The 18,377-nt window shown below is 67.8% G+C and carries 18 protein-coding genes; 9 read left to right on the plus strand and 9 right to left on the minus strand.

The window, feature by feature from the left end; genetic code table 11:
* Window positions 1-81: 81 nt before the first annotated feature.
* Complete coding sequence (locus tag AB0C34_RS29355) at window positions 82-738, plus strand: hypothetical protein (protein WP_357079959.1); 657 nt, start codon at window positions 82-84, stop codon at window positions 736-738.
* Here the strand turns inward: AB0C34_RS29355 and AB0C34_RS29360 are convergent, their stop codons facing one another.
* From AB0C34_RS29360 to AB0C34_RS29380, 5 genes are read right to left on the minus strand one after another with little or no spacing between them, the layout of a single operon-like run.
* On the minus strand, window positions 739-2,004 hold the full coding sequence (locus AB0C34_RS29360; protein ID WP_357079962.1) for a primosomal protein: 1,266 nt from the start codon (window positions 2,002-2,004) through the stop codon (window positions 739-741).
* Window positions 2,005-2,030: 26 nt separating this feature from the next.
* Entirely contained in the window at window positions 2,031-2,378 is a 348-nt protein-coding gene (locus tag AB0C34_RS29365) for a YbaB/EbfC family nucleoid-associated protein (protein ID WP_357079964.1), read from the minus strand.
* Entirely contained in the window at window positions 2,375-2,716 is a 342-nt protein-coding gene (locus AB0C34_RS29370) for a hypothetical protein (RefSeq protein ID WP_357079967.1), read from the minus strand. The genes AB0C34_RS29365 and AB0C34_RS29370 overlap by 4 nt, the downstream gene beginning before the upstream one ends.
* A 31-nt stretch (window positions 2,717-2,747) precedes the next feature.
* On the minus strand, window positions 2,748-3,848 hold the full coding sequence (locus tag AB0C34_RS29375) for a C40 family peptidase (RefSeq protein WP_357079970.1): 1,101 nt from the start codon (window positions 3,846-3,848) through the stop codon (window positions 2,748-2,750).
* Window positions 3,849-3,852: 4 nt separating this feature from the next.
* Complete coding sequence (locus AB0C34_RS29380) at window positions 3,853-4,173, minus strand: hypothetical protein (protein WP_357079973.1); 321 nt, start codon at window positions 4,171-4,173, stop codon at window positions 3,853-3,855.
* A 144-nt stretch (window positions 4,174-4,317) separates the two neighbouring features.
* On the opposite strand from AB0C34_RS29380, the gene upp reads away from it, so the two are divergent.
* A complete protein-coding gene (upp, locus tag AB0C34_RS29385; RefSeq protein ID WP_357079976.1) occupies window positions 4,318-4,941 on the plus strand; it encodes a uracil phosphoribosyltransferase in 624 nt (207 codons plus the stop codon).
* A gap of 31 nt (window positions 4,942-4,972) precedes the next feature.
* Here upp and AB0C34_RS29390 read toward each other — a convergent pair whose 3' ends face one another.
* Together AB0C34_RS29390 and AB0C34_RS29395 are read right to left on the minus strand one after the other, a co-directional pair.
* The gene (locus tag AB0C34_RS29390; RefSeq protein WP_357079979.1) at window positions 4,973-6,469 is read right to left on the minus strand and encodes a phospho-sugar mutase; all 1,497 of its coding nucleotides are present in this window, start codon (window positions 6,467-6,469) and stop codon (window positions 4,973-4,975) included.
* Entirely contained in the window at window positions 6,470-7,249 is a 780-nt protein-coding gene (locus AB0C34_RS29395) for a purine-nucleoside phosphorylase (RefSeq protein WP_357079982.1), read from the minus strand.
* A 196-nt stretch (window positions 7,250-7,445) separates the two neighbouring features.
* On the opposite strand from AB0C34_RS29395, the gene AB0C34_RS29400 reads away from it, so the two are divergent.
* The 3 genes from AB0C34_RS29400 (at window position 7,446) to AB0C34_RS29410 (ending at window position 10,755) form a co-directional block, all read left to right on the plus strand.
* Window positions 7,446-8,150 carry an enoyl-CoA hydratase-related protein gene (locus AB0C34_RS29400; protein WP_357079985.1) on the plus strand — a complete coding sequence of 235 codons (705 nt, stop codon included), beginning with the start codon at window positions 7,446-7,448 and terminating at the stop codon, window positions 8,148-8,150.
* A gap of 149 nt (window positions 8,151-8,299) precedes the next feature.
* Complete coding sequence (locus tag AB0C34_RS29405; protein WP_357080012.1) at window positions 8,300-9,496, plus strand: M20 family metallopeptidase; 1,197 nt, start codon at window positions 8,300-8,302, stop codon at window positions 9,494-9,496.
* 92 nt (window positions 9,497-9,588) lie between these two features.
* The gene (locus AB0C34_RS29410) at window positions 9,589-10,755 is read left to right on the plus strand and encodes a M20 family metallopeptidase (protein WP_357080015.1); all 1,167 of its coding nucleotides are present in this window, start codon (window positions 9,589-9,591) and stop codon (window positions 10,753-10,755) included.
* Between the two features lie 99 nt (window positions 10,756-10,854).
* On the opposite strand, the gene AB0C34_RS29415 is transcribed toward AB0C34_RS29410, so the two are convergent.
* Entirely contained in the window at window positions 10,855-11,331 is a 477-nt protein-coding gene (locus AB0C34_RS29415; protein WP_357079988.1) for a gamma-glutamylcyclotransferase, read from the minus strand.
* Between the two features lie 174 nt (window positions 11,332-11,505).
* Between AB0C34_RS29415 and AB0C34_RS29420 the strand changes: the two genes are divergently transcribed.
* From AB0C34_RS29420 to AB0C34_RS29435, 4 genes are all read left to right on the plus strand, one after another.
* Entirely contained in the window at window positions 11,506-12,909 is a 1,404-nt protein-coding gene (locus tag AB0C34_RS29420; RefSeq protein ID WP_357079991.1) for an NAD(P)H-quinone dehydrogenase, read from the plus strand.
* A 456-nt stretch (window positions 12,910-13,365) separates the two neighbouring features.
* Window positions 13,366-14,217 carry a hypothetical protein gene (locus tag AB0C34_RS29425; protein ID WP_357079994.1) on the plus strand — a complete coding sequence of 284 codons (852 nt, stop codon included), beginning with the start codon at window positions 13,366-13,368 and terminating at the stop codon, window positions 14,215-14,217.
* 74 nt (window positions 14,218-14,291) lie between these two features.
* Entirely contained in the window at window positions 14,292-15,350 is a 1,059-nt protein-coding gene (locus AB0C34_RS29430) for a hypothetical protein (RefSeq protein WP_357079997.1), read from the plus strand.
* A gap of 94 nt (window positions 15,351-15,444) precedes the next feature.
* Window positions 15,445-16,623 carry a PLP-dependent aminotransferase family protein gene (locus tag AB0C34_RS29435; RefSeq protein WP_357080000.1) on the plus strand — a complete coding sequence of 393 codons (1,179 nt, stop codon included), beginning with the start codon at window positions 15,445-15,447 and terminating at the stop codon, window positions 16,621-16,623.
* Between the two features lie 37 nt (window positions 16,624-16,660).
* Here AB0C34_RS29435 and glpK read toward each other — a convergent pair whose 3' ends face one another.
* Window positions 16,661-18,160, minus strand: a complete 1,500-nt coding sequence (gene glpK, locus AB0C34_RS29440; protein WP_357080003.1) for a glycerol kinase GlpK — start codon at window positions 18,158-18,160, stop codon at window positions 16,661-16,663.
* Between the last annotated feature and the right edge of the window lie 217 nt (window positions 18,161-18,377).

The raw sequence follows: 18,377 nt of genomic DNA on the forward strand, positions 1-18,377 counted from the left end.
CGCACGGTTGACCACAATCGGTCGCGGTGCCCCGCACCGACCGGACAGACGCGGGGGATCGCGTTCGCTAGCGTGGCTGACATGGCGATTCTACGGATCCCGCGGCGGTTCAACGGACCACCCGACTCGGGCAACGGCGGCTACGTCGCAGGGCTGCTGGCCCAACAGTGCGACACGGCGGCGGTGACGGTGATCTTGCGTAGCCCGCCGCCGCTGGAGCGGCCGCTCCAGCGGCGCGCCGCGGCGCTCTACGACGGTGCCGTTCTCATCGCTGAGGCGAAGGCGGGCGAATTCGAACGGGACGTGCCGAGGCGAATCTCGTTCGACGACGCCGCGATCGCATCGGGTCGTTATCGGAGCAACGAGATGTTCGCGTCCTGCTTCGTGTGCGGCAGCGGCCGTGCGGATGGTTTGCGCATCGCGCCCGGCGCGATCGGCGCAGGCTACGTGGCAGCACCATGGATCCCCGACGACACGCTGCCGCCCGGCCCCGCAGTGCTGTGGGCAGCGATGGACTGCCCCGGAGGCTGGTCGCTGCCGGACATGGTCGACCGTCCCGCCCTGCTCGGCTCGATGACCGCCACTGTGCATGCCATGCCCGAGATCGGTGAGCCGTGCGTCGTGGTCGGCGCGAATCACGGCGAGCAGGGCCGCAAATCTTTCGCCTCGACAGCGGTGTACGGCGCGAACGGACGTCTACTCGGGCAGGCCGAGCAGGTCTGGATCCGGTTGGTCTAGCTACTGCTGGTCGAGGCGGGATTCGAGAGCACGTTCCAGCTCCCGCCACGATTGTGCCTCGGCGGTGAACGGCGGGTTGGGCGCCATCCTGGTCGGGTCCGGGTTCAGCAGGTAGGAGACGTACCAGCCGAGTGGGGTGGATTGCGCCAGCGCCTGCTCGACAGTGTCGTCGTCGGCGTAGTCGGCGGCGTCGGTGAACAGCTCGACCGCCAAGTCCAGCTGCTCGATGTCGACCGCCTCCGGGCCCTCCGCCAAGTCGTCGGCCAGGCCGGGCAATACGTAGACGTTCTCGTCGGTGACCTCGACCTCGAGGGAGCCGTCGACCGCCGCGGTCTGTACGTCGGCGAACGTGCTCACCCTGGCCAGTTCGTGCTCGTGGTCGTCGGCGAGGTAGCGGGCCAGCGCACGCTCGGAGGGGAACACGGTGATCGCGCCCTTGGCGCCGAGGAAAATCGGTTCGTCATCGAGATAACAGCGCAGCGTGAAGAAGCTGCCCTCGGAGGTGACGATCTTCACCGGGTCGATGCCGACTTCGTGCCAGAACGACTCGTCGTCCTCGTCCTCGTCGTCCTCGTCGTCTTTCTCGACTTCATCGAGGTCGACGGACTCGAACTCCTCGTCCTCCTCGCTGTCGGCCACGTCATCGGCGTCGACGACGTTCTCTTCGGCGGCCAGCAGTTCGGCTTCCGCGACCGCCACCGCTTCGGCGTCGACGTCCGGGGTCTGCACCACGGAGTCGATGGCATCCAGCACGTCGTCCCAGCCCTTGGCGATCGCGGCGCCGATCTGGTCCCACAACTCCTCGCCGTCGCGTCCGACGAACGCGCTGATCCCGCCGGGCAGCGCGCCGAGCACCGGGTGCGAACCGAAGAACTTCGTCACCGTCTCCAGTTCGCAGACCTCGCCGATATTGCGCACCATGCCGAGGGTGTCCTCCAACTCGGCGATGGTATCCACATCGGGTTCGCCTGCGGCGAGTTCCGGTACGGCCACCAGGTCGAAGGTGAAGTTCTCCTCCGGCTCCAGTTCGACCGCCGACAGCCCCGCGACGACCTGCCACGCGGGATGGTCGACGAGGTCGTTATCGGAGTTGGTGCGGATGAACGCGGCCAGCTCCGCAACGGACTCGAAGCCGTAGAGGGCATCCTCATGTCCGAGGAATGCCTCCCACTCGTCGTCACCGTCTCGCCAGCGCGGTGCCCACAGGGTGACGAGATCGCCGTCGGTCAGGCCGAGCTCGATCGGGACGATGTCTCCAGAAGCCATGAGCGGAAGCCTATCGACCTTCTGCGTCAGGCACTATCCGGCCCGCCCGCTTTGGTTGCTCCGGGCTCCTGCCCGAGGGGAACGAATGACTCGTTCAGTGTCGCAACGACCTTCGAGCGCTGTGTGCCGGCATGCTCGGCGGCCTGCCTGCACGCCCAGATGATCAGCTGTCCGACTTCGGCGGGCGGCAGCGCCGTGACCGCTTCGGACAAGCTCAGACCGACCAGCGCGCCGTCGCTGTTGACCTCGACGCCGACCGCGCCGTCCTCGGTGGTGAACCGACCGCGCACCTGCTGCAAGCCGTGCAGCGCCGCCTCGAGTGCCGCCAACTTCTGGGTCGCCGAGGCGACCAGCGCATCCATTTCCGCACTCATACCGGCCTCATCCAGCTTGTCGGTCCCGTGTCCGCATCGTCGATACGGTCCAGTTCGTCCACCGCTTGCTGGCGGTTGGGTAGGCCGAGCCGGTCGAGAATGTCCGTGGGCATGCCGGCCTCGGCGAGCAGTTCGCGTCGTCGCGCGCGCGCCGCGATCGCGGAGCGCTGTGTCAGCCGCAAGATCTCGTTGGCGAGAGATTGCGCGCCGTAACGGTATTCGTTGCGCTCGAACGTGATCTCCACCGGCATGCCCTGATCGGTCGCCCGAACCGAGATGGTGCCTGAACGATTGCTGCTCCCCGCCACCGTGACGTTGGGGACTTGGGGGCGGGTCATGCGGTGTCCTTTCCGGCATGGGCCTGACCGGTCATGCGGTGGGCCGGTAGAAGCCGTAGAAGTCCATGCCTGAGTTCTCCGTTCGAATCGAGCTGATCTGGACCGGGTCACCTGCCTCGACGAACTGCCCGTTGCCGATCACCATGGCCACATGGCCGTCCCAGATCGCGAGGTCGCCGGGCATCAGGTCACCGGGTGACACCGGCGTGGCTCCGTTGCCCTGATCTGCCGCGAGTCGGGGCAGGTCGACACCCGCTTCGCCGTAGGCGTACTTGGTGAGCCCACTGCAATCCAGCCCCGAGCCTGGGCTGTTTCCACCCCAGACGTACGGCGTGCCGACGGTGCCGACCGCGCACCGGACCGCTGTGGCGGCCCGCTCGTTCGGCGCCTCCACGACGCTGCCGTCGGGCAGCGTGATCCGCACGCCCTTGCCGTCGGCGGGCAGTCCCGACGAACCAGTGTCCGGCCGGGGCGCACCCGGGGTGGTGCCGGGCTTTCGCTGAGACTGTAGCGAAGGGCGCGGTGCGCTCATCGCGGTGCTCATCATCTGGCCCGCGCTGGTGACGACGCCGGATGCCAGCTGCTGAACCGCAGGGGTTGGACCGGGCAGACCGGCGGGCGGCGGGGTCGGCGGTGGTGGGGTCAGGTCGTGCATCGACGCGGTGTGCGTGGTGAGTTCGTTGTGCACGCGGCCGACCACGGTGAGCGCCTGGCCGAGATGGTCTATCGCCGAGCCGACGATCAGCGTCAGCCCCTGCGGCGTTCCCAGGGCCGGGCCCATACTCGCCGCGGTGTTCACGAACGATTGGGCGATGCCGGTGAGGTCCTGCTGGCCTTTCTCGACCTCCGCCGCGGCCTGGTTGACCACCGTCGCCATGTCATTGCCACGGTCGGAGATCGTCGCCGCGGAGGTCTGCACCCGCAGTGCCTTGGCGGTGGCGGCGTCGGCGGCGCGCCCGTCCCACGCGGCGTTCATGCCGTTGATGCTGTCGCGACCGGTCCGGTGGATCTGGTCGAGCACGCTCGAGGTGTCGCGGAGGGCATCGGAAGGCCCGCCGGTCGGCAACACGCCGGTACCGAAACTGGCGAGCAACTCGAAGATCGGTGTGGCCAGCGCGTTCACGTCGATCACCGGCTCACCCCAGTTCGGCGGCCGCGGTCCGCAGCGCACCCGCCTGGGACGTATCGGTCTCGGTCAGTACGGTGGCCGCGCCGGTGGCCGCGCCACCCACGCTGGCGAGCACCGCCGAGAGTTGACCGATCGAGGCCAGATGCCCGGCATGCGCCGCGGTGTAAGCAGCCATGAAGTCGCCACCGATCAGCCCCATGATCGGGCCGAGTAACGCGGGCTCGGCCGCCGCCGCGCGAACCCCCGCCGCTGCCATCTCACCCGCCATGGCGTGAGCGGTTTCGCCATAGGCTGCGATCCCCTCGGTGTCTGCCGACATCTTTCGCATCAGAGCTTCCCCCATCTGTTGTTCCCAGGCAGAGTACGTCATCCACTTGGTTCGACGCGCGCTCTTCGCATTCGGTTCCACCGTTCGGAAAAAAGTTGAGTGGAGGTCGGGCGGCGCACCCCCGACCGACTTTATCGTTCCCTCATGCGCACCCACACCGTTGACCATCCCCTGGCCGCCGCCCTGCTCACCACGATGCGGGATGAACGAACACCCAACGCGGCCTTCCGTTCCGCGCTGCGCGATCTCACCGGAATCCTGATCTATGAGGCGCTGCGCGACGCGCCGGTGGAGCGATTCGACATCGTCACGCCGGTCGCGGGCTCCGAAGGCGTCCGACTGGCCGCACCGCCGCTGCTGGTTCCAGTGCTGCGCGCCGGACTCGGGATGATCGAGGCGGCCGCCGAACTGATTCCGGACGCCAGAGTCGGTTTCGTCGGCATCGCCCGCGACGAACACACCCACCAGCCGGTTCCCTACCTGGAATCGCTGCCCGCCGATCTCGCCGGGCGTCCGGTCTTCGTGCTCGACCCGATGGTGGCCACCGGCGGCTCGATGCGGCACACCGTGGAGTTGCTGGTGGCCCGCGGCGCTACCGACATCACCGCATGCTGCGTCGTCGCGGCTCCGGAAGGTATTGCGGCGCTGGCGGACTCGGGCCTGCCGGTGCGCCTGGTGACCGCCACCGTCGACGCGGGACTGAACGAGAACGCCTACATCGTGCCGGGCCTCGGCGACGCGGGCGATCGGCAGTTCGGCCCGCGCTGATCGGTGGGCCGGGCAGCGCGGCGCCGAGCGGTCAGAGTGCTCGGCAGAAATCACCCAGCGCCGAAAGCCGCACGTGCGCGGCCGCTCGCGCGGGTGCGAGATCGGCGCGGGTACCGACCGGCTCGACCACCTCCAGGTAGCACTTCACTTTCGGCTCGGTGCCGGACGGGCGGATGACCAGCCGCGACGAGCTGCCCTCGAAGATCAGCGCGTCGGTCCGCATTCGGCCGCGCACCTGGAACTGATCGATGTATTTCACCGGCTCGCCCGCGATATCGTCCGGTGGACTCGCCCGCAGCCGGGCGACCACCGCGGCGGCGGCCTCGGCCGACGCCAGTCGCAGCGACACCTGATCACCGGAGTGCAGTCCGAATTCCACCGCGTAGTCGTCGAGTTCGTCGCCCAGCGTGTGACCCGCCGCCTTCACCGCGGCCACCAGGTCGGCGATGAGCACGGCGGCGGAGATGCCGTCCTTGTCCCGGACCGTCACCGGGTCGACACAGTGTCCGATCGCCTCTTCGTAGGCGTACACCAGGCCGTCGCCCGCACGGGCCAGCCATTTGAAGCCGGTGAGGGTCTCCGCGTAGCGCCCGCCGCGCGCGGGGGCCAGCTTGGACAACAGCCGGGACGACACGATCGTTGTCGCCACCAGCGCGCCGGGGCCCGCGGTCTCCAGCACCCGGGCGCCGAGCAGCACGCCGGTCTCGTCACCGCGCAACATCCGCCAGGACCGGTCGGGCAACGGGATACCGACCGCGCAACGGTCGGCATCCGGGTCGAGCGCGATCGCGACATCGGCGCCGACTCGGCTGGCAAGCGCGAGCAACAGATCGGTGGCGCCCGGTTCTTCCGGGTTCGGGAACGCGACCGTGCGGAAGTCCGGATCCGGCTCGAACTGCTCGCCGACCACGTGGACATCGGTGAATCCCGCCGAGGTGAGCGCTTGCACCGCGAGGTCGCCACCGACGCCGTGCAGCGCAGTGAGGGCGATCCTGATGCGCGCGCGCTCGCCGGGGCCGCCGAGCAACGAGGGCAGCTCGGCGACCCGGTGCAGATAACGCCGCACCACATCGTCGTTCGCGGCGGCGACCGGTGTGCGTGCGACCGGCTCGGCGACCGCCTCGATGCAGCGCTCGATTTCGGCGTCGGCGGGGGCGATCAACTGCGCCCCGCCGGCGAGGTACACCTTGTAGCCGTTATCGGTGGCGGGGTTGTGTGACGCGGTGATCTGCACACCCGCGACAGCGCCCAGTTCGCGCACCGCGTACGCGACCACCGGCGTGGGTAGCGGACGCGGCAGCATCGTCACCGAAAACCCCGCAGCGGCAAAGATTTCCGCGGTCGCCGTGGCGAACTCGGCGGACCCGTGCCGTGCGTCGCGGCCGACAACCACCGCGCCGCCGCCGAGGCACCGGCCGCGCAGCCACTCCACGATCCCGGCGGTCGCCCTGGTCACCGTAGTGACATTCATGCCGTCCGGGCCGTCCTGTAGCGGCCCGCGCAGGCCCGCCGTGCCGAAGCGCAGCATCTACACCCGTTCCAGCACGCCACGCAGCAGTTTGCCGAGCCTCGGCGCGGCCGCATTGCCTTCGGCGAGCACCTCGGCATGCGACAGGTGCGCCCCCGTGACGCCCGCAGCCAGATTGGTGACCAGTGAGATGCCGAGCACTTTCGCGCCGAGCGCGCGGCAAGCGATCGCCTCCAGCACGGTCGACATACCGACCAGGTCCGCTCCCATCGTACGCAGCATCCGGACCTCGGCAGACGTCTCGTACTGCGGTCCGGTGAGGCTCGCGTACACCCCCTCGGTCAGACTCGAGTCGACCTCTCGCGCCAACGCCCGCAAACCGGGATCCCACGCGTCGACCAGATCGACGAACGTCGCGCCGGTCAACGGTGTGCGGCCGGTCAGATTGAGGTGATCGCTGATCAGGACCGGTTCGCCGACCTGGAGGCCGGCGCGGATACCGCCCGCGGCGTTGGTCAACACGATGATTTCCGCGCCCGCCGCGACGGCAGCGGTCACCGGGTGCACCACCTCGGCGGGCTCGTAGCCCTCATAGAGATGCTGACGACCCATCAGCAGCAGCACGGAAGAGTTGTTCACCTCGACCGAAAGGACCATGCCCAGATGGCCCTGCGCACTCGGCGTCGCGAAACCGGGCAGCTCCGGCATCGGCACCGACGCGCGCGGCGGCCCGATCTCCGCGGCCGCGTCCTGCCAGCCCGATCCCAACACCACCGCGACCCGATGGCGCGGTACTCCCGTACGTTCGGCGATCGCCTCGGCGGCCTGTTCGGCAAGCATGATTGTCACAGTAGTCGTGTTGATAGGCAGCGCCTGCCGCGCCGCGACCGGCGCTCGTAAGACAGACACCCGACGGGAGTGCAGGGTGCTGAGTCGCTACGGCGCGGGTGAACTTCGACGGAGAGGAGTGAGCAGAGCGAGTGCCCGAGTTCTACCCGTGAGTAGGGTTTGGGTGCACACCAGATACGCTGCGCGCATGCCGTATCTGGAACGTGAAGGGGAAGTGTTCGTCGTCTACCTCGGCGATGCGGGGCAGACCGACGATGAGAATCGCTTTCACCCGGACTGGATCGACGAGTTTCACGCGCTGTTGGATCAGGTCGAGAGTTCCCAGGGGCCTGCCGCGCTGGTGACGACGGCGAACGGAAAGTTCTACAGCAACGGCCTGGACACCAACTGGCTGTTCGGCAACCTGAACGCGACGCACAGCTATCTGGACCGGGTGCACTCGCTCTATACCCGCCTGCTCGGTTTCCCGCTGCCAACTGTCGCCGCGGTCAACGGCCACGCGTTTGGTGCGGGCGCTATGTTGGCGACCTCGCACGACTTCCGGGTCATGCGTGCTGACCGCGGCTACTACTGCCTGCCCGAGGTGCACCTCGGCATGCCGTTCACCGTCGGCATGAACGCCCTGCTCACCGAGCGGTTGTCCAACCAGGTCTGCGTGCGGGCGATGACCACCGGTCACCGCTATCCGGCCGATGAGGCGATCGCGGCGGGCATTGTCGACGACAAGGCCGATGCTGCTTCGTTGCTCGCGACCGCGATCGGACAGGCCGCGGCACTGGCGGGCAATCGCAAGCCGAATCTGTCTGTGATCAAGCGCGCGCTGCACGCGAAGGCGTTGGCCGGACTCTCGGTGCCGACCACGCCCGAGAACCTGGCGTTCGACCCGAGGTGACGGGAATTCGCCGCGGGTGCAGGGCGTCGCGGCGGCGCGATGGTCGGCCGACCGCGCGCAGTGCGCCGGTGTGCCCACGCAATGTAAGACTGTGACCCATGCCATCACCGCGGAGCGGACGCCAGGACTCGCACCTCGACGACCGCGCGATGTGCACGGCTGCCGATGATGTGGTCGACGGCTCCGACGCTGCCATCCGGGCGGCGTCCGCCGAGTTGGTCGCGCTCTCGCACGCGATCCACGCCGAGCCGGAGTTGGCCTTCGAGGAGACCCGTAGTGTCGCCAAGACCATCGCTCCGCTCGCCGCGCGCGGCTTCGAGATCGAGGCCGGCGTCGCCCTGTTGCCCACCGCGTTCCGCGCGCGCTACGGCAGCGGGTCGCTGACCGTCGGGATCTGTGCGGAGTACGACGCGCTGCCCGAGATCGGGCATGCGTGTGGGCACAACATCATCGCGGCGACGGCGGTGGGCGCCGCGCTCGGCCTCGCCGAGGTCGCCGACGAACTCGACCTCACCGTGCTGGTGCTCGGTACCCCAGCCGAGGAGAGCGGCGGCGGCAAGGTGCTCATGTTGGAGCGCGGGGCGTTCGACGACGTCGCGATGGCGATGATGGTGCACCCGGGTCCGTTCGACATCGTCGGTGCGCACTCGCTGGCACTGGCCGACGTGTCGGTGGTCTTCCACGGTCGTGAGGCGCACGCCAGCGCGGCTCCGGAACTGGGCCGCAACGCGGGCGACGCGATCACTGTCGCGCAGGTAGCCCTCGGATTGCTGCGCCAGCACCTCCTGCCCGGCCAGCAACTGCACGGTATAGTCGGCGAGGGTGGCGTAGCTCCCAACATCGTGCCCGGACGCGCGGAACTGCTGTATTACCTTCGCGCGATCGACTCGGTAGCCCTCGATGATCTGCTGCGACGAGCGTCGGCGTGTTTCGAGGCGGGCGCCCTGGCGACCGGCTGCACCCACGAGGTGCGAACGCTCGCGCCGACCTACACCGAGTTGACCCCGGATCCGGAGTTATTGTTTGCCTATCGCGAACAGATCATCGGATTGGGACGCGTGCCGATCGCACCGGAACTCGAGGCGCAGCGGCCGCTGGGCAGCACGGACATGGGCAACGTCACGAATGTCATTCCGGGCATTCACCCGGTTATCGGCATCGATGCCGATGGTGCTGTGACGCATCAGCCAGGTTTTGCCGCGGCGAGCATCAATGCCTCGGCGGATCGTGCGGTCCTCGATGGTGCGCTCGCGCTCGCGCGTACCGCAATCAGCGTCGCCCGCGATGACATACACAGACACAGGTTGTTGCAACGGCTCGTTCAACGACAGGAGGACATTCGGTGAGCACTACCGGCCGTTCGGCGGCGCGGGCCAAGGGCCCGAAGGCGGTGGCCTGCGTCAGCACGGAGAGCGCAGGGAACCCCGCATCGTCGGACATCGCGCGAGCCGGGCGGGCGGCAGTCGAGTCGTGGCTGACCGAGCACGCGGTCGATCTGGTCCAGTGGCGCAGGCACATCCACGCCAACCCGGAACTGTCCCGCACCGAGTTCGCCACCACCGAGTTCGTTTCGACCTGGCTGACCAAGGCGGGCATGGTGACGCGCGTGCTTCCCGGTGGTACCGGCCTCATCTGTGACATCGGACCGGAGGGGCCGCGGATCGGGCTGCGCGCGGATATGGACGCGCTCCCGCTGCAGGAATTCACCGGACTGAGCTTCGCGTCCACCGTGCCCGGCGTTTCGCACGCGTGCGGCCACGACGCGCACACCGCGATTCTGCTCGGCACGGCGCTGGCACTGGCCGAGGCGCCCGTGCTGCCGGTCGGTGTACGGCTGGTCTTCCAGCCCGCCGAAGAGGTGATGCCGGGTGGTGCGATCGACGTGGTCGCCACCGGTGCGATGGCAGGGGTGGAGCGGATCTTCGCGCTGCACTGCGACCCCCGTCTGGAAGTGGGCCGGGTCGGCATCCGGGTCGGCGCGATCACCTCGGCGGCCGACACCATCGAGTTGGTGCTCGACTCCCCGGGCGGTCACACCTCGCGCCCGCATCTGACCAGCGATCTGGTCTATGCGATAGGCACGGTGATCACGGGTCTGCCCGGTTTGCTCAGCCGCCGCATCGACCCGCGCACCAGCACGGTGATGGTCTGGGGTGCGGTGAGCGCGGGCAAGGCGCCGAACGCGATTCCGCAGACCGGGATGCTCACCGGCACCGTCCGCACCGGCGATCACGCGACCTGGTCGCTGCTGGAGCCGATGGTGCACGAGATCGTCGACGGTCTGCTCGCGCCGACGGGTGTGCGTTACCAGCTGAACTACCGGCGCGGTGTGCCGCCGGTGGTCAACGACGAGCACTCCACCCGAATGTTCGAGGACGCGATCCGTCGACTCGGTCCGGATGCCCTTTCCGACACCATGCAGTCCGGTGGCGGCGAGGACTTCTCCTGGTACCTGGAGGAGGTGCCGGGCGCGATGGCACGCCTGGGCGTCTGGTCCGGACACGGCGAGCAGTTGGATCTGCACCAGCCGACGTTCGATCTCGACGAGCGGGCACTCGCGGTCGGCGTCCGGGTGTTGAGCAATATCGTGCTCGACGCGGGCTGAACTTTCGGCGCAGGTTATTCGGCGCAGGTTATTCGTCACAGCACGGCGTGATCGGCCCTCGGGACGGTCACGCCGCTGGTGTCACCCGACCGAACGCGGTCAGCCGAAGTTGCCCGGTCCGACATTGCGGCTGTTGCGGGTGCGCAGAGCGTGGACGTAGTCCTCTGGCGCACCCGCTTTTTCGGCGGCGTCGGCGATCACGCCGATGTAGCGGGCCGACGGCAGGCCGCCCTCGTAGGCGTCGAGCACATACAGCCAGGCCAGCGTTGGTTCCGCGGCGCCGTCCGCGTTTCGGGTGACGCGCAAACGGATCTTCTTGTGGATGCCGAAGTCCGAGCCTTCCCAGCGATCCAGCCGCTGCTCGTCCTCCGGGGACACGTCGTAGAGCACGACGAACACGCGAGAACCCGGCTCCTCGACGACCGTCGCGAGAGGCCCTTCCCAACCGATATCGTCACCGGCGAAGGTGAGCCGCCAGCCCTCCAACCAGCCCGTCCCGGACATGGGGGAGTGCGGACAGCGCTCGAGCATCTGCGTCGAGTCCATGTTGGACCCATAAGCGGCGTATATCGGCACCAGCAAAGGGTAGCCAATAACCTTCGGAGACTGCGTTCGATTGCCACACCTGCGGCGCGGCGCGCGGTGGGCGATAGTTGTGCACGGGTAACGCGGTCGGGGGTGCGAGGTAGTTGCCGGATAACGTCTAGTGCGTGCCGGAGATCCTGGCACCGGGCTCTAGCGGAGGTATCAATGACCCGCATCGCGATCATCGGTGGTGGACCGGCCGGTTACGAGGCGGCACTGGTGGCGGCCCAGCACGGGGCGTCGGTGACGCTGATCGATTCCGACGGTATCGGTGGGGCGTGCGTGCTGTGGGACTGCGTGCCTTCGAAGACGTTCATCGCCTCGACCGGTGTGCGCACCGACCTGCGCCGCGCCCGCGATCTGGGCATCACCCTCGACCCGAACCAAGCGCGGGTGCAGTTATCCGAGGTCAACGCGCGGGTGAAAGCGCTCGCGCTGGCGCAGTCCTCTGATATTCGCTCGAAACTGCAGACCATCGGGGTGACGGTGCTGACCGGGACCGCCGAGCTGACCGATCGCGCGGGCGGGCTCGCCGCGCACCGGGTGCTCGCCACGCTGTCCGACGGCGCACAGCAGACCATCGAGGCCGAGGTGGTGCTGATCGCGACCGGCGCGAGCCCCCGCGTGCTGCCCGGTGCCGAGCCGGACGGCGAGCGCATTCTCAACTGGCGTCAGCTCTACGACTTGGCCGAACTGCCGGCGACCTTGGTGGTGGTCGGCTCGGGCGTCACCGGCGCCGAGTTCGTCTCCGCCTATACCGAGATGGGTGTGCGGGTGAAGCTGGTATCCAGCCGCGATCGCGTCCTGCCCGGCGAAGACGCCGATGCCGCGCTGGTGCTCGAGGACGCGCTCGCCGAGCGTGGTGTCGAACTGGTCAAACACGCGCGCGCCGACACGGTGCAGCGCACTGCCGAGGGCGTCGTGGTCACGTTGTCCGACGGCCGCACGGTGTCCGGCTCGCATGCGCTGATGACCGTCGGGTCGACGCCCAACACCGCGGGGCTCGGGCTGGAACGGGTCGGCATCGAACTCGACAGCGGCGGTTATCTGCGGGTGGACCGGGTGTCGCGTACCTCGGTGCCGGGCATCTATGCGGCGGGCGACTGCACCGGTCTGTTGCCGCTGGCCTCGGTGGCCGCGATGCAGGGACGTATCGCGATGTACCACGCGCTCGGCGAGGGGGTCAGTCCGATTCGCTTGAAGACCGTTGCCTCCGCGGTGTTCACCCGCCCCGAGATCGCGACCGTCGGGGTCAGCCAAACCGCTATCGACAACGGCGAGGTTCCCGCGCGCACGGTGATGCTGCCGTTGAACACCAACCCGCGCGCCAAGATGTCCGGGCTGCGACGCGGTTTCGTCAAGATCTTCTGCCGGCCCGCGACCGGCGTGGTGATCGGTGGTGTCGTCGTCGCGCCGATCGCCTCGGAACTGATCCTGCCGATCGCGCTTGCGGTGCAGAATAATCTGACGGTCAACGACCTGGCGCAGACCTTCTCGGTCTATCCCTCGCTCACCGGTTCGGTGACCGAGGCGGCCCGGCTGCTGATGCGGCACGACGACCTGGACTGACGCGCGCCGTGTCGTGTCCGTTCTCGGACATCGGCCCCCGAAGCTCCGGGCCGATGGCGGGCTCGGGCATCTTGCCACCCTTGGCTATTCGTCGCATTGCCCATCGTGCACACATGTGGTTCACTCCTCCACAGAGATGCGATCGGACGGCGGTCGCGAGGTTCGGTGTGGGGGGATAGGTCCTTTCCAAATCGGAACGGCGAATGATTCGGCTTTGTTCGACGATCAGGCGTCTCACCCAGGGACAACTGAGTGCGGACAACCCGGTCCGCATCCGGGAAGGGATTGCGAAAAGTGAAACATCGTAAGCCGAGTCGAGCCCAGCGAGCGATGGCGAGCACCTCGTTGCCACTGGCCACTGCGGCCGCTGTGGCCACTCTCTTCGCAGCGCCGGCCGGGGCTGCTCCCAACGATCAGCCGACTACTCCGCCGACGCCGGCTCCGGCGCAGCCTGGCGTGAACGAGTCGCCGAGCACTCCGGAGACCACCAAGCCGGATCCGAATGCGCCCCAGTCGAATCAGGGTTCCGAGAAGCCGGAGAGCACACCGACGCCGAGCCAGCCCGGCGTCACCACTCCGGACCCGAACCAGGTGATGCCGGATAAGCGGGATCCGAAACTGTCCGCGCCGACCCAGCCGGGCGTGACCTCACCACGTGTCGCGCCGCTGCCGGTCCCGGGTCAGCAGCCGGGAGAGGCACAGCCCGCGGTCACGCCGGAGCAGGGCGACTCCAAGCAATCCGAGCAGCCGGGCGCGCAGCAGCCCGACACCCCCGGCGACCAGAACGCCGAGGCGAAGCAGCCGGAGTCCTCGAAGCCGGTGCAGCCGCGCTGGCAGGCGCCGCGGCTGGAATCCGCTCCGCCCGCGCCGGTCGTGGAGATGACAGGTCCGCACGCGGAGTTGGGTGCGAACGTCGATGGCGGCACGCTGCTGCCGGGCTACGTGGCCAACACCCACCACTTCGGCAACGAGGCGGGTTACGTCGGCACCATCGGCTACCGCACGCCGACCGGCGCGGGCGAGGCCGGTGTCTCGGTGGAGTTCGTCGACAAGAACACCATCAAGCTGACCACCTACACCGGTGGCGAGGGCTTGGCCGACAACAACACGACCGCGGTGTTCGACACCACCCAGCTGAACATGGCCAAGGCCGCAGTGGAGGGTTGGATTCGTGAGCAGCCGGGCGGCGCCGCCGCGCTGGATGCCGCCGCGCAGGTTAAGCTTCCGCTTCAGCCGGGCGAAATTGCACCGCAGACCATCGAAGTGGCTGGTGTCACCACCCAATGGGGTGGTTCACTCCAGTACTGACACGAGCTGATTTCGACGGGTGGGGCGGTCGTTCGCGACCGCCCCACACGTGTGTCCCGGGGAAAGGATTGGGTGTGACCTCCGAGGGTGATGCGAGGGAGAACGAGCCCGACCGGTCCGGGTCGGGGTTCGGTCCGCCGCTGGGAGAATTCGGACCGCCGATTTCCGAATTCGGCCCACCAACGGGTGCCGACACCGGCCCGCGCTGGTCACTGCCCGAACAGCAGACCGACCACCCCGAGCTGATCTGGCGACCCGCCGCCGAGCCGGAGACGGCGCCGGCGTCGCCGCCGCAGTATCGGGCGCCGGATTCGACCGACTATTCGGATCGGCCGCCTGCGCCTGCGCCCGCACCGGCGCCGCCTGCGCCTGCGCCCGCACCTGCACCGCCCGCGCCTGCACCGGCACCGCCTGCCCGCAGCGACTCGACCGCCACGGCTGCCGTACGTCCACCGACCCGAAACGACGAAAAGGACGCGTGGTGGAACCAGCCGACCGCCGAGGGCGGTGTGCCGAAGCCTCCTTCGTCGACCGACTCCGGTCTGTCCTGGGCCGAGGACCCGATCGCCATGCGGCTCGCGCTGCGCGTCCCCTCGACACCCGCGCCGACCCGCCGAACCGGCCCCTCGAAGCGTCGGATCGTGCTCGGCGCGTTGGCGGCGCTGATCGTGCTGATCGCGTTGACCGTGACGATCGTCTCGGTGTCCGAAAATAATGGTGACGAGGGCGCTTCGCCGGGCGCGGGCGGGAAAACGACTGCCGCATTGAGCTGTCCGTCCAGCAAGGAAGGCAAGGTGACCGTCGGCAACGGCGCCGGTGACACCGCCAGCGGCCCCGGGGCCATTCTCGGGTTCCAAAACGCGTTCTACGTGGCACGCAACGGGGAACGGGCCAGGTCGTTCGTGGCACCGGATGCGGATTTCTCCACCGCCGCCGTCATTCAGAAGGCGATCGACGAGCAGATCCCGGCGGGAGCTACGCATTGCGTGCGCATCACCGAGGTAGGCGCGGACTCCTTCGATGTAGACCTGACCGAGCACCGCCCGGACGGCACCACGATCGTGTATCGACAGAGTGTCACCACTGTCGACCGGGACGGCAAGAAACTGGTCTCCATCATCCGGGAACGGTGACAACGTCTCATATATTGAGAATTAAATTTCATACTCTGGTCGCCGATATGCGACAGTGAGGTCTCGCGTACCGCGGCGTTTCCTCGGAGGTTTCATGTCGCCGATCACCCCACCGCTGGCTCGGCGTCTCGACGGCCTGAAGAGCTCCGCGATCCGCGACCTGTTGAAGCTGACCGCCCGTGCCGACGTGATCAGCCTGGCCGGTGGGCTGCCCGACCAGCAGCTCATGCCGCGTGATCGGATCGCGTTGGCGGCCGAGTCGGCGCTCGCGAATCGCGCGCGGCTGCAGTACACCGAATCGGCCGGATGGGGGCCGCTGCGCGACGTACTGTCGGCCCGGGAGGCGGCACGCCTGGGTCGACCGGTGCCGCTCGAGGAAGTATTCGTCACGCACGGCTCACAGCAGGCGCTGTCGCTGCTTGCCGAGGTGCTGCTGGACCCGGGCGCACTCGTCGTGGTCGAGGATCCGACGTATGTCGGTGCGCTGCAAGTCTTTCGGGCCGCGGGCGCGCGGATCGTGACGGTTCCGCTGGACGCCGAGGGTATGCGGACCGACGCACTGGCCGAACTAGTCGGCCAGGGAGACTGCCCCGCGCTGGTGCACACCGTGAGCAATTTCCACAATCCGCGGGGTGTCTCCATGAGCCCGCGGCGTCGCCAAGAACTCGCCGCGCTCGCGGACCGGTACGGATTCTGGGTGATCGAAGACGATCCATACGGCGAGCTATGGTTCGATCGGCCGTCGCCGGAGCCGGTCGCGTCGTACTCGCCCAACGTGATCCGGTTGTCGAGTGTCTCGAAAACGCTAGCGCCGACTTTGCGGGTCGGGTGGATGATCGCACCGAATGTGGTGTGCCGGGGCGCGGAGTTGCTGAAGCAGGGCGCGGACCTGTGTGGTTCGGCTCTGACTCAGCAGATCGCCGCCGACCTGCTTGCGGACACCGATTGGCTGGTGGCGCATGTGGACAAGATCCGGCAGATCTACGGTGAGCGTGCGGGTGTCCTGATCGGGCGGTTGCGCGAACGCTTTGGTGACCGACTGGTGACCACCGAAGTCGCCGGCGGCATGTTCGTGTGGGCCGACTTCACCGATGGCACCGACACCGTGGACCTGCTGCCCCATGCGGTCGAACTCGGCGTCGCCTACGTTCCCGGAGCGGCCTTCGCGGTGTCCGGCGCACACCGCAACTCGATGCGCTTGTGTTTCACCACCTCCGAAGCAGCGACGCTGCGGGAGGCGGCTGATCGCTTGGCTCGCGCGGTAGCGGAATAACGTCCTGGTCGCCGCCGAACACGGCACGGTGTCGTCGCTAATCCACCCAACCGTAAGTGCGTTCGACGGCCTTGTTCCAGGCGGCCAAGTGGTTGTCGCGGTCCTGCGGCGACATCCTGGGATGCCAGATTCGGTCAGCGGCCCAGTTGGCGCGGATGTCGTCGGTGCTCGGCCAGAAGCCGACCGCCAGACCCGCGGCGTACGCGGCGCCGAGCGTCGTGGTCTCGTTGACCACCGGACGCACCACTGGAACGTCGAGGATGTCGGACTGGAACTGCATGAGCAGGTCGTTGCCTACCATGCCGCCGTCCACCTTCAGTGTGGTCAGCTCCAGGTCGAGTTGTCGGGACTCGGCATCGGCACGCATCGCGTCGACCACCTCTCGGGTCTGGAATGCCGCGGATTCCAGCACCGCCCGTGCCAGGTGCGCTTTGGTGACGAACCGGGTGAGTCCCGCGATCACGCCGCGCGCATCCCGTCTCCACCGCGGCGCGAACAGCCCCGAGAAGGCTGGGACGATATAGGCGCCACCATTGTCGGCGACCCCGCGGGCCAGCGGTTCGATCTCGTCGGCGGTGGAAATGATGCCGAGATTGTCGCGGAACCACTGCACCAGTGCGCCGGTGACCGCGATGGAGCCCTCCAACGCGTACACCGCGTCCGCTTCGCCCAAGCGATAGCACACCGTGGTGAGCAGGCCGTGTTTGCTGATCACCGGTGTAGTTCCGGTGTTCAACAGCATGAAATTCCCAGTGCCGTAGGTATTCTTGGCCTCGCCGGGCGACAAGCAGGCCTGGCCGAAAGTGGCGGCTTGCTGATCGCCGAGGATGCCCGCGACGGGCACCCCGGCCAACGGGCCAGAGTTGATCTGCGCGTACATCTCCGAGGAACTGCGAATTTTCGGCAGCATCACCTCCGGCACGCCGAATTGCGCGCAGATTCGCGAATCCCATTGCAGCGAACGTAGATCCATCAGCATCGTGCGGGAGGCGTTGGTCACGTCGGTGATGTGCTCGCCGGTGAGATTCCACAGCAGCCAGCTGTCGACCGTGCCGAAACACAACTCGCCCGCTTCAGCGCGGTCGCGCGCCCCGGCTACATTGTCCAAGATCCAGCGCAGCTTCGGCCCAGCGAAATAGGTGGACAGTGGAAGGCCGGTACGGTCCTGGTAGCGGGTCGGTCCCACCGCGCCGCCCAGTTCGGTACACAGCTGATCGGTGCGGGTGTCCTGCCAGACGATCGCGTTGTGAATCGGCTTGCCGGTCGCGCGGTCCCACACGACCGTGGTTTCGCGCTGGTTGGTCACCCCGACCGCGGCGATGTCGTCACGGGTCAGCCCTTTGCGCTCCAACGCCTCGCCGAGTACGAGTGCGGTATTGCGCCAAATTGTTTCGGGATCGTGTTCCACCCAGCCCGGCTGCGGAAAGATCTGCTCGTGCTCACGCTGGGCCGCGGCTTCGACCCGCCCTTGCCGATCGAAGACGATGCATCGACTCGAGGTCGTGCCTTGATCGATGGCGGCCACATAGCGACGCATTCGTGCAGGTTACTCGAATTTGTGCGGTGTTTGTCCGACAGGTGTTTGTTGTGGTTGCATGTCACGCTGGGGATCCTGGGATAGTCATACTCACTGTGGCCAGCAACATCCAACCCGGCGGCGGGTATCCCTGAACATGAATAGTTACGGTGTAACTTACAATGTAACCTATGCCTAGGCACACGGAATCCACGATTTCGGCGACCCCGGACTTCAT

It is taken from the genome of Nocardia sp. NPDC049220, from assembly GCF_040647855.1.
In the GTDB taxonomy this organism is placed as follows: Bacteria; Actinomycetota; Actinomycetes; order Mycobacteriales; family Mycobacteriaceae; genus Nocardia.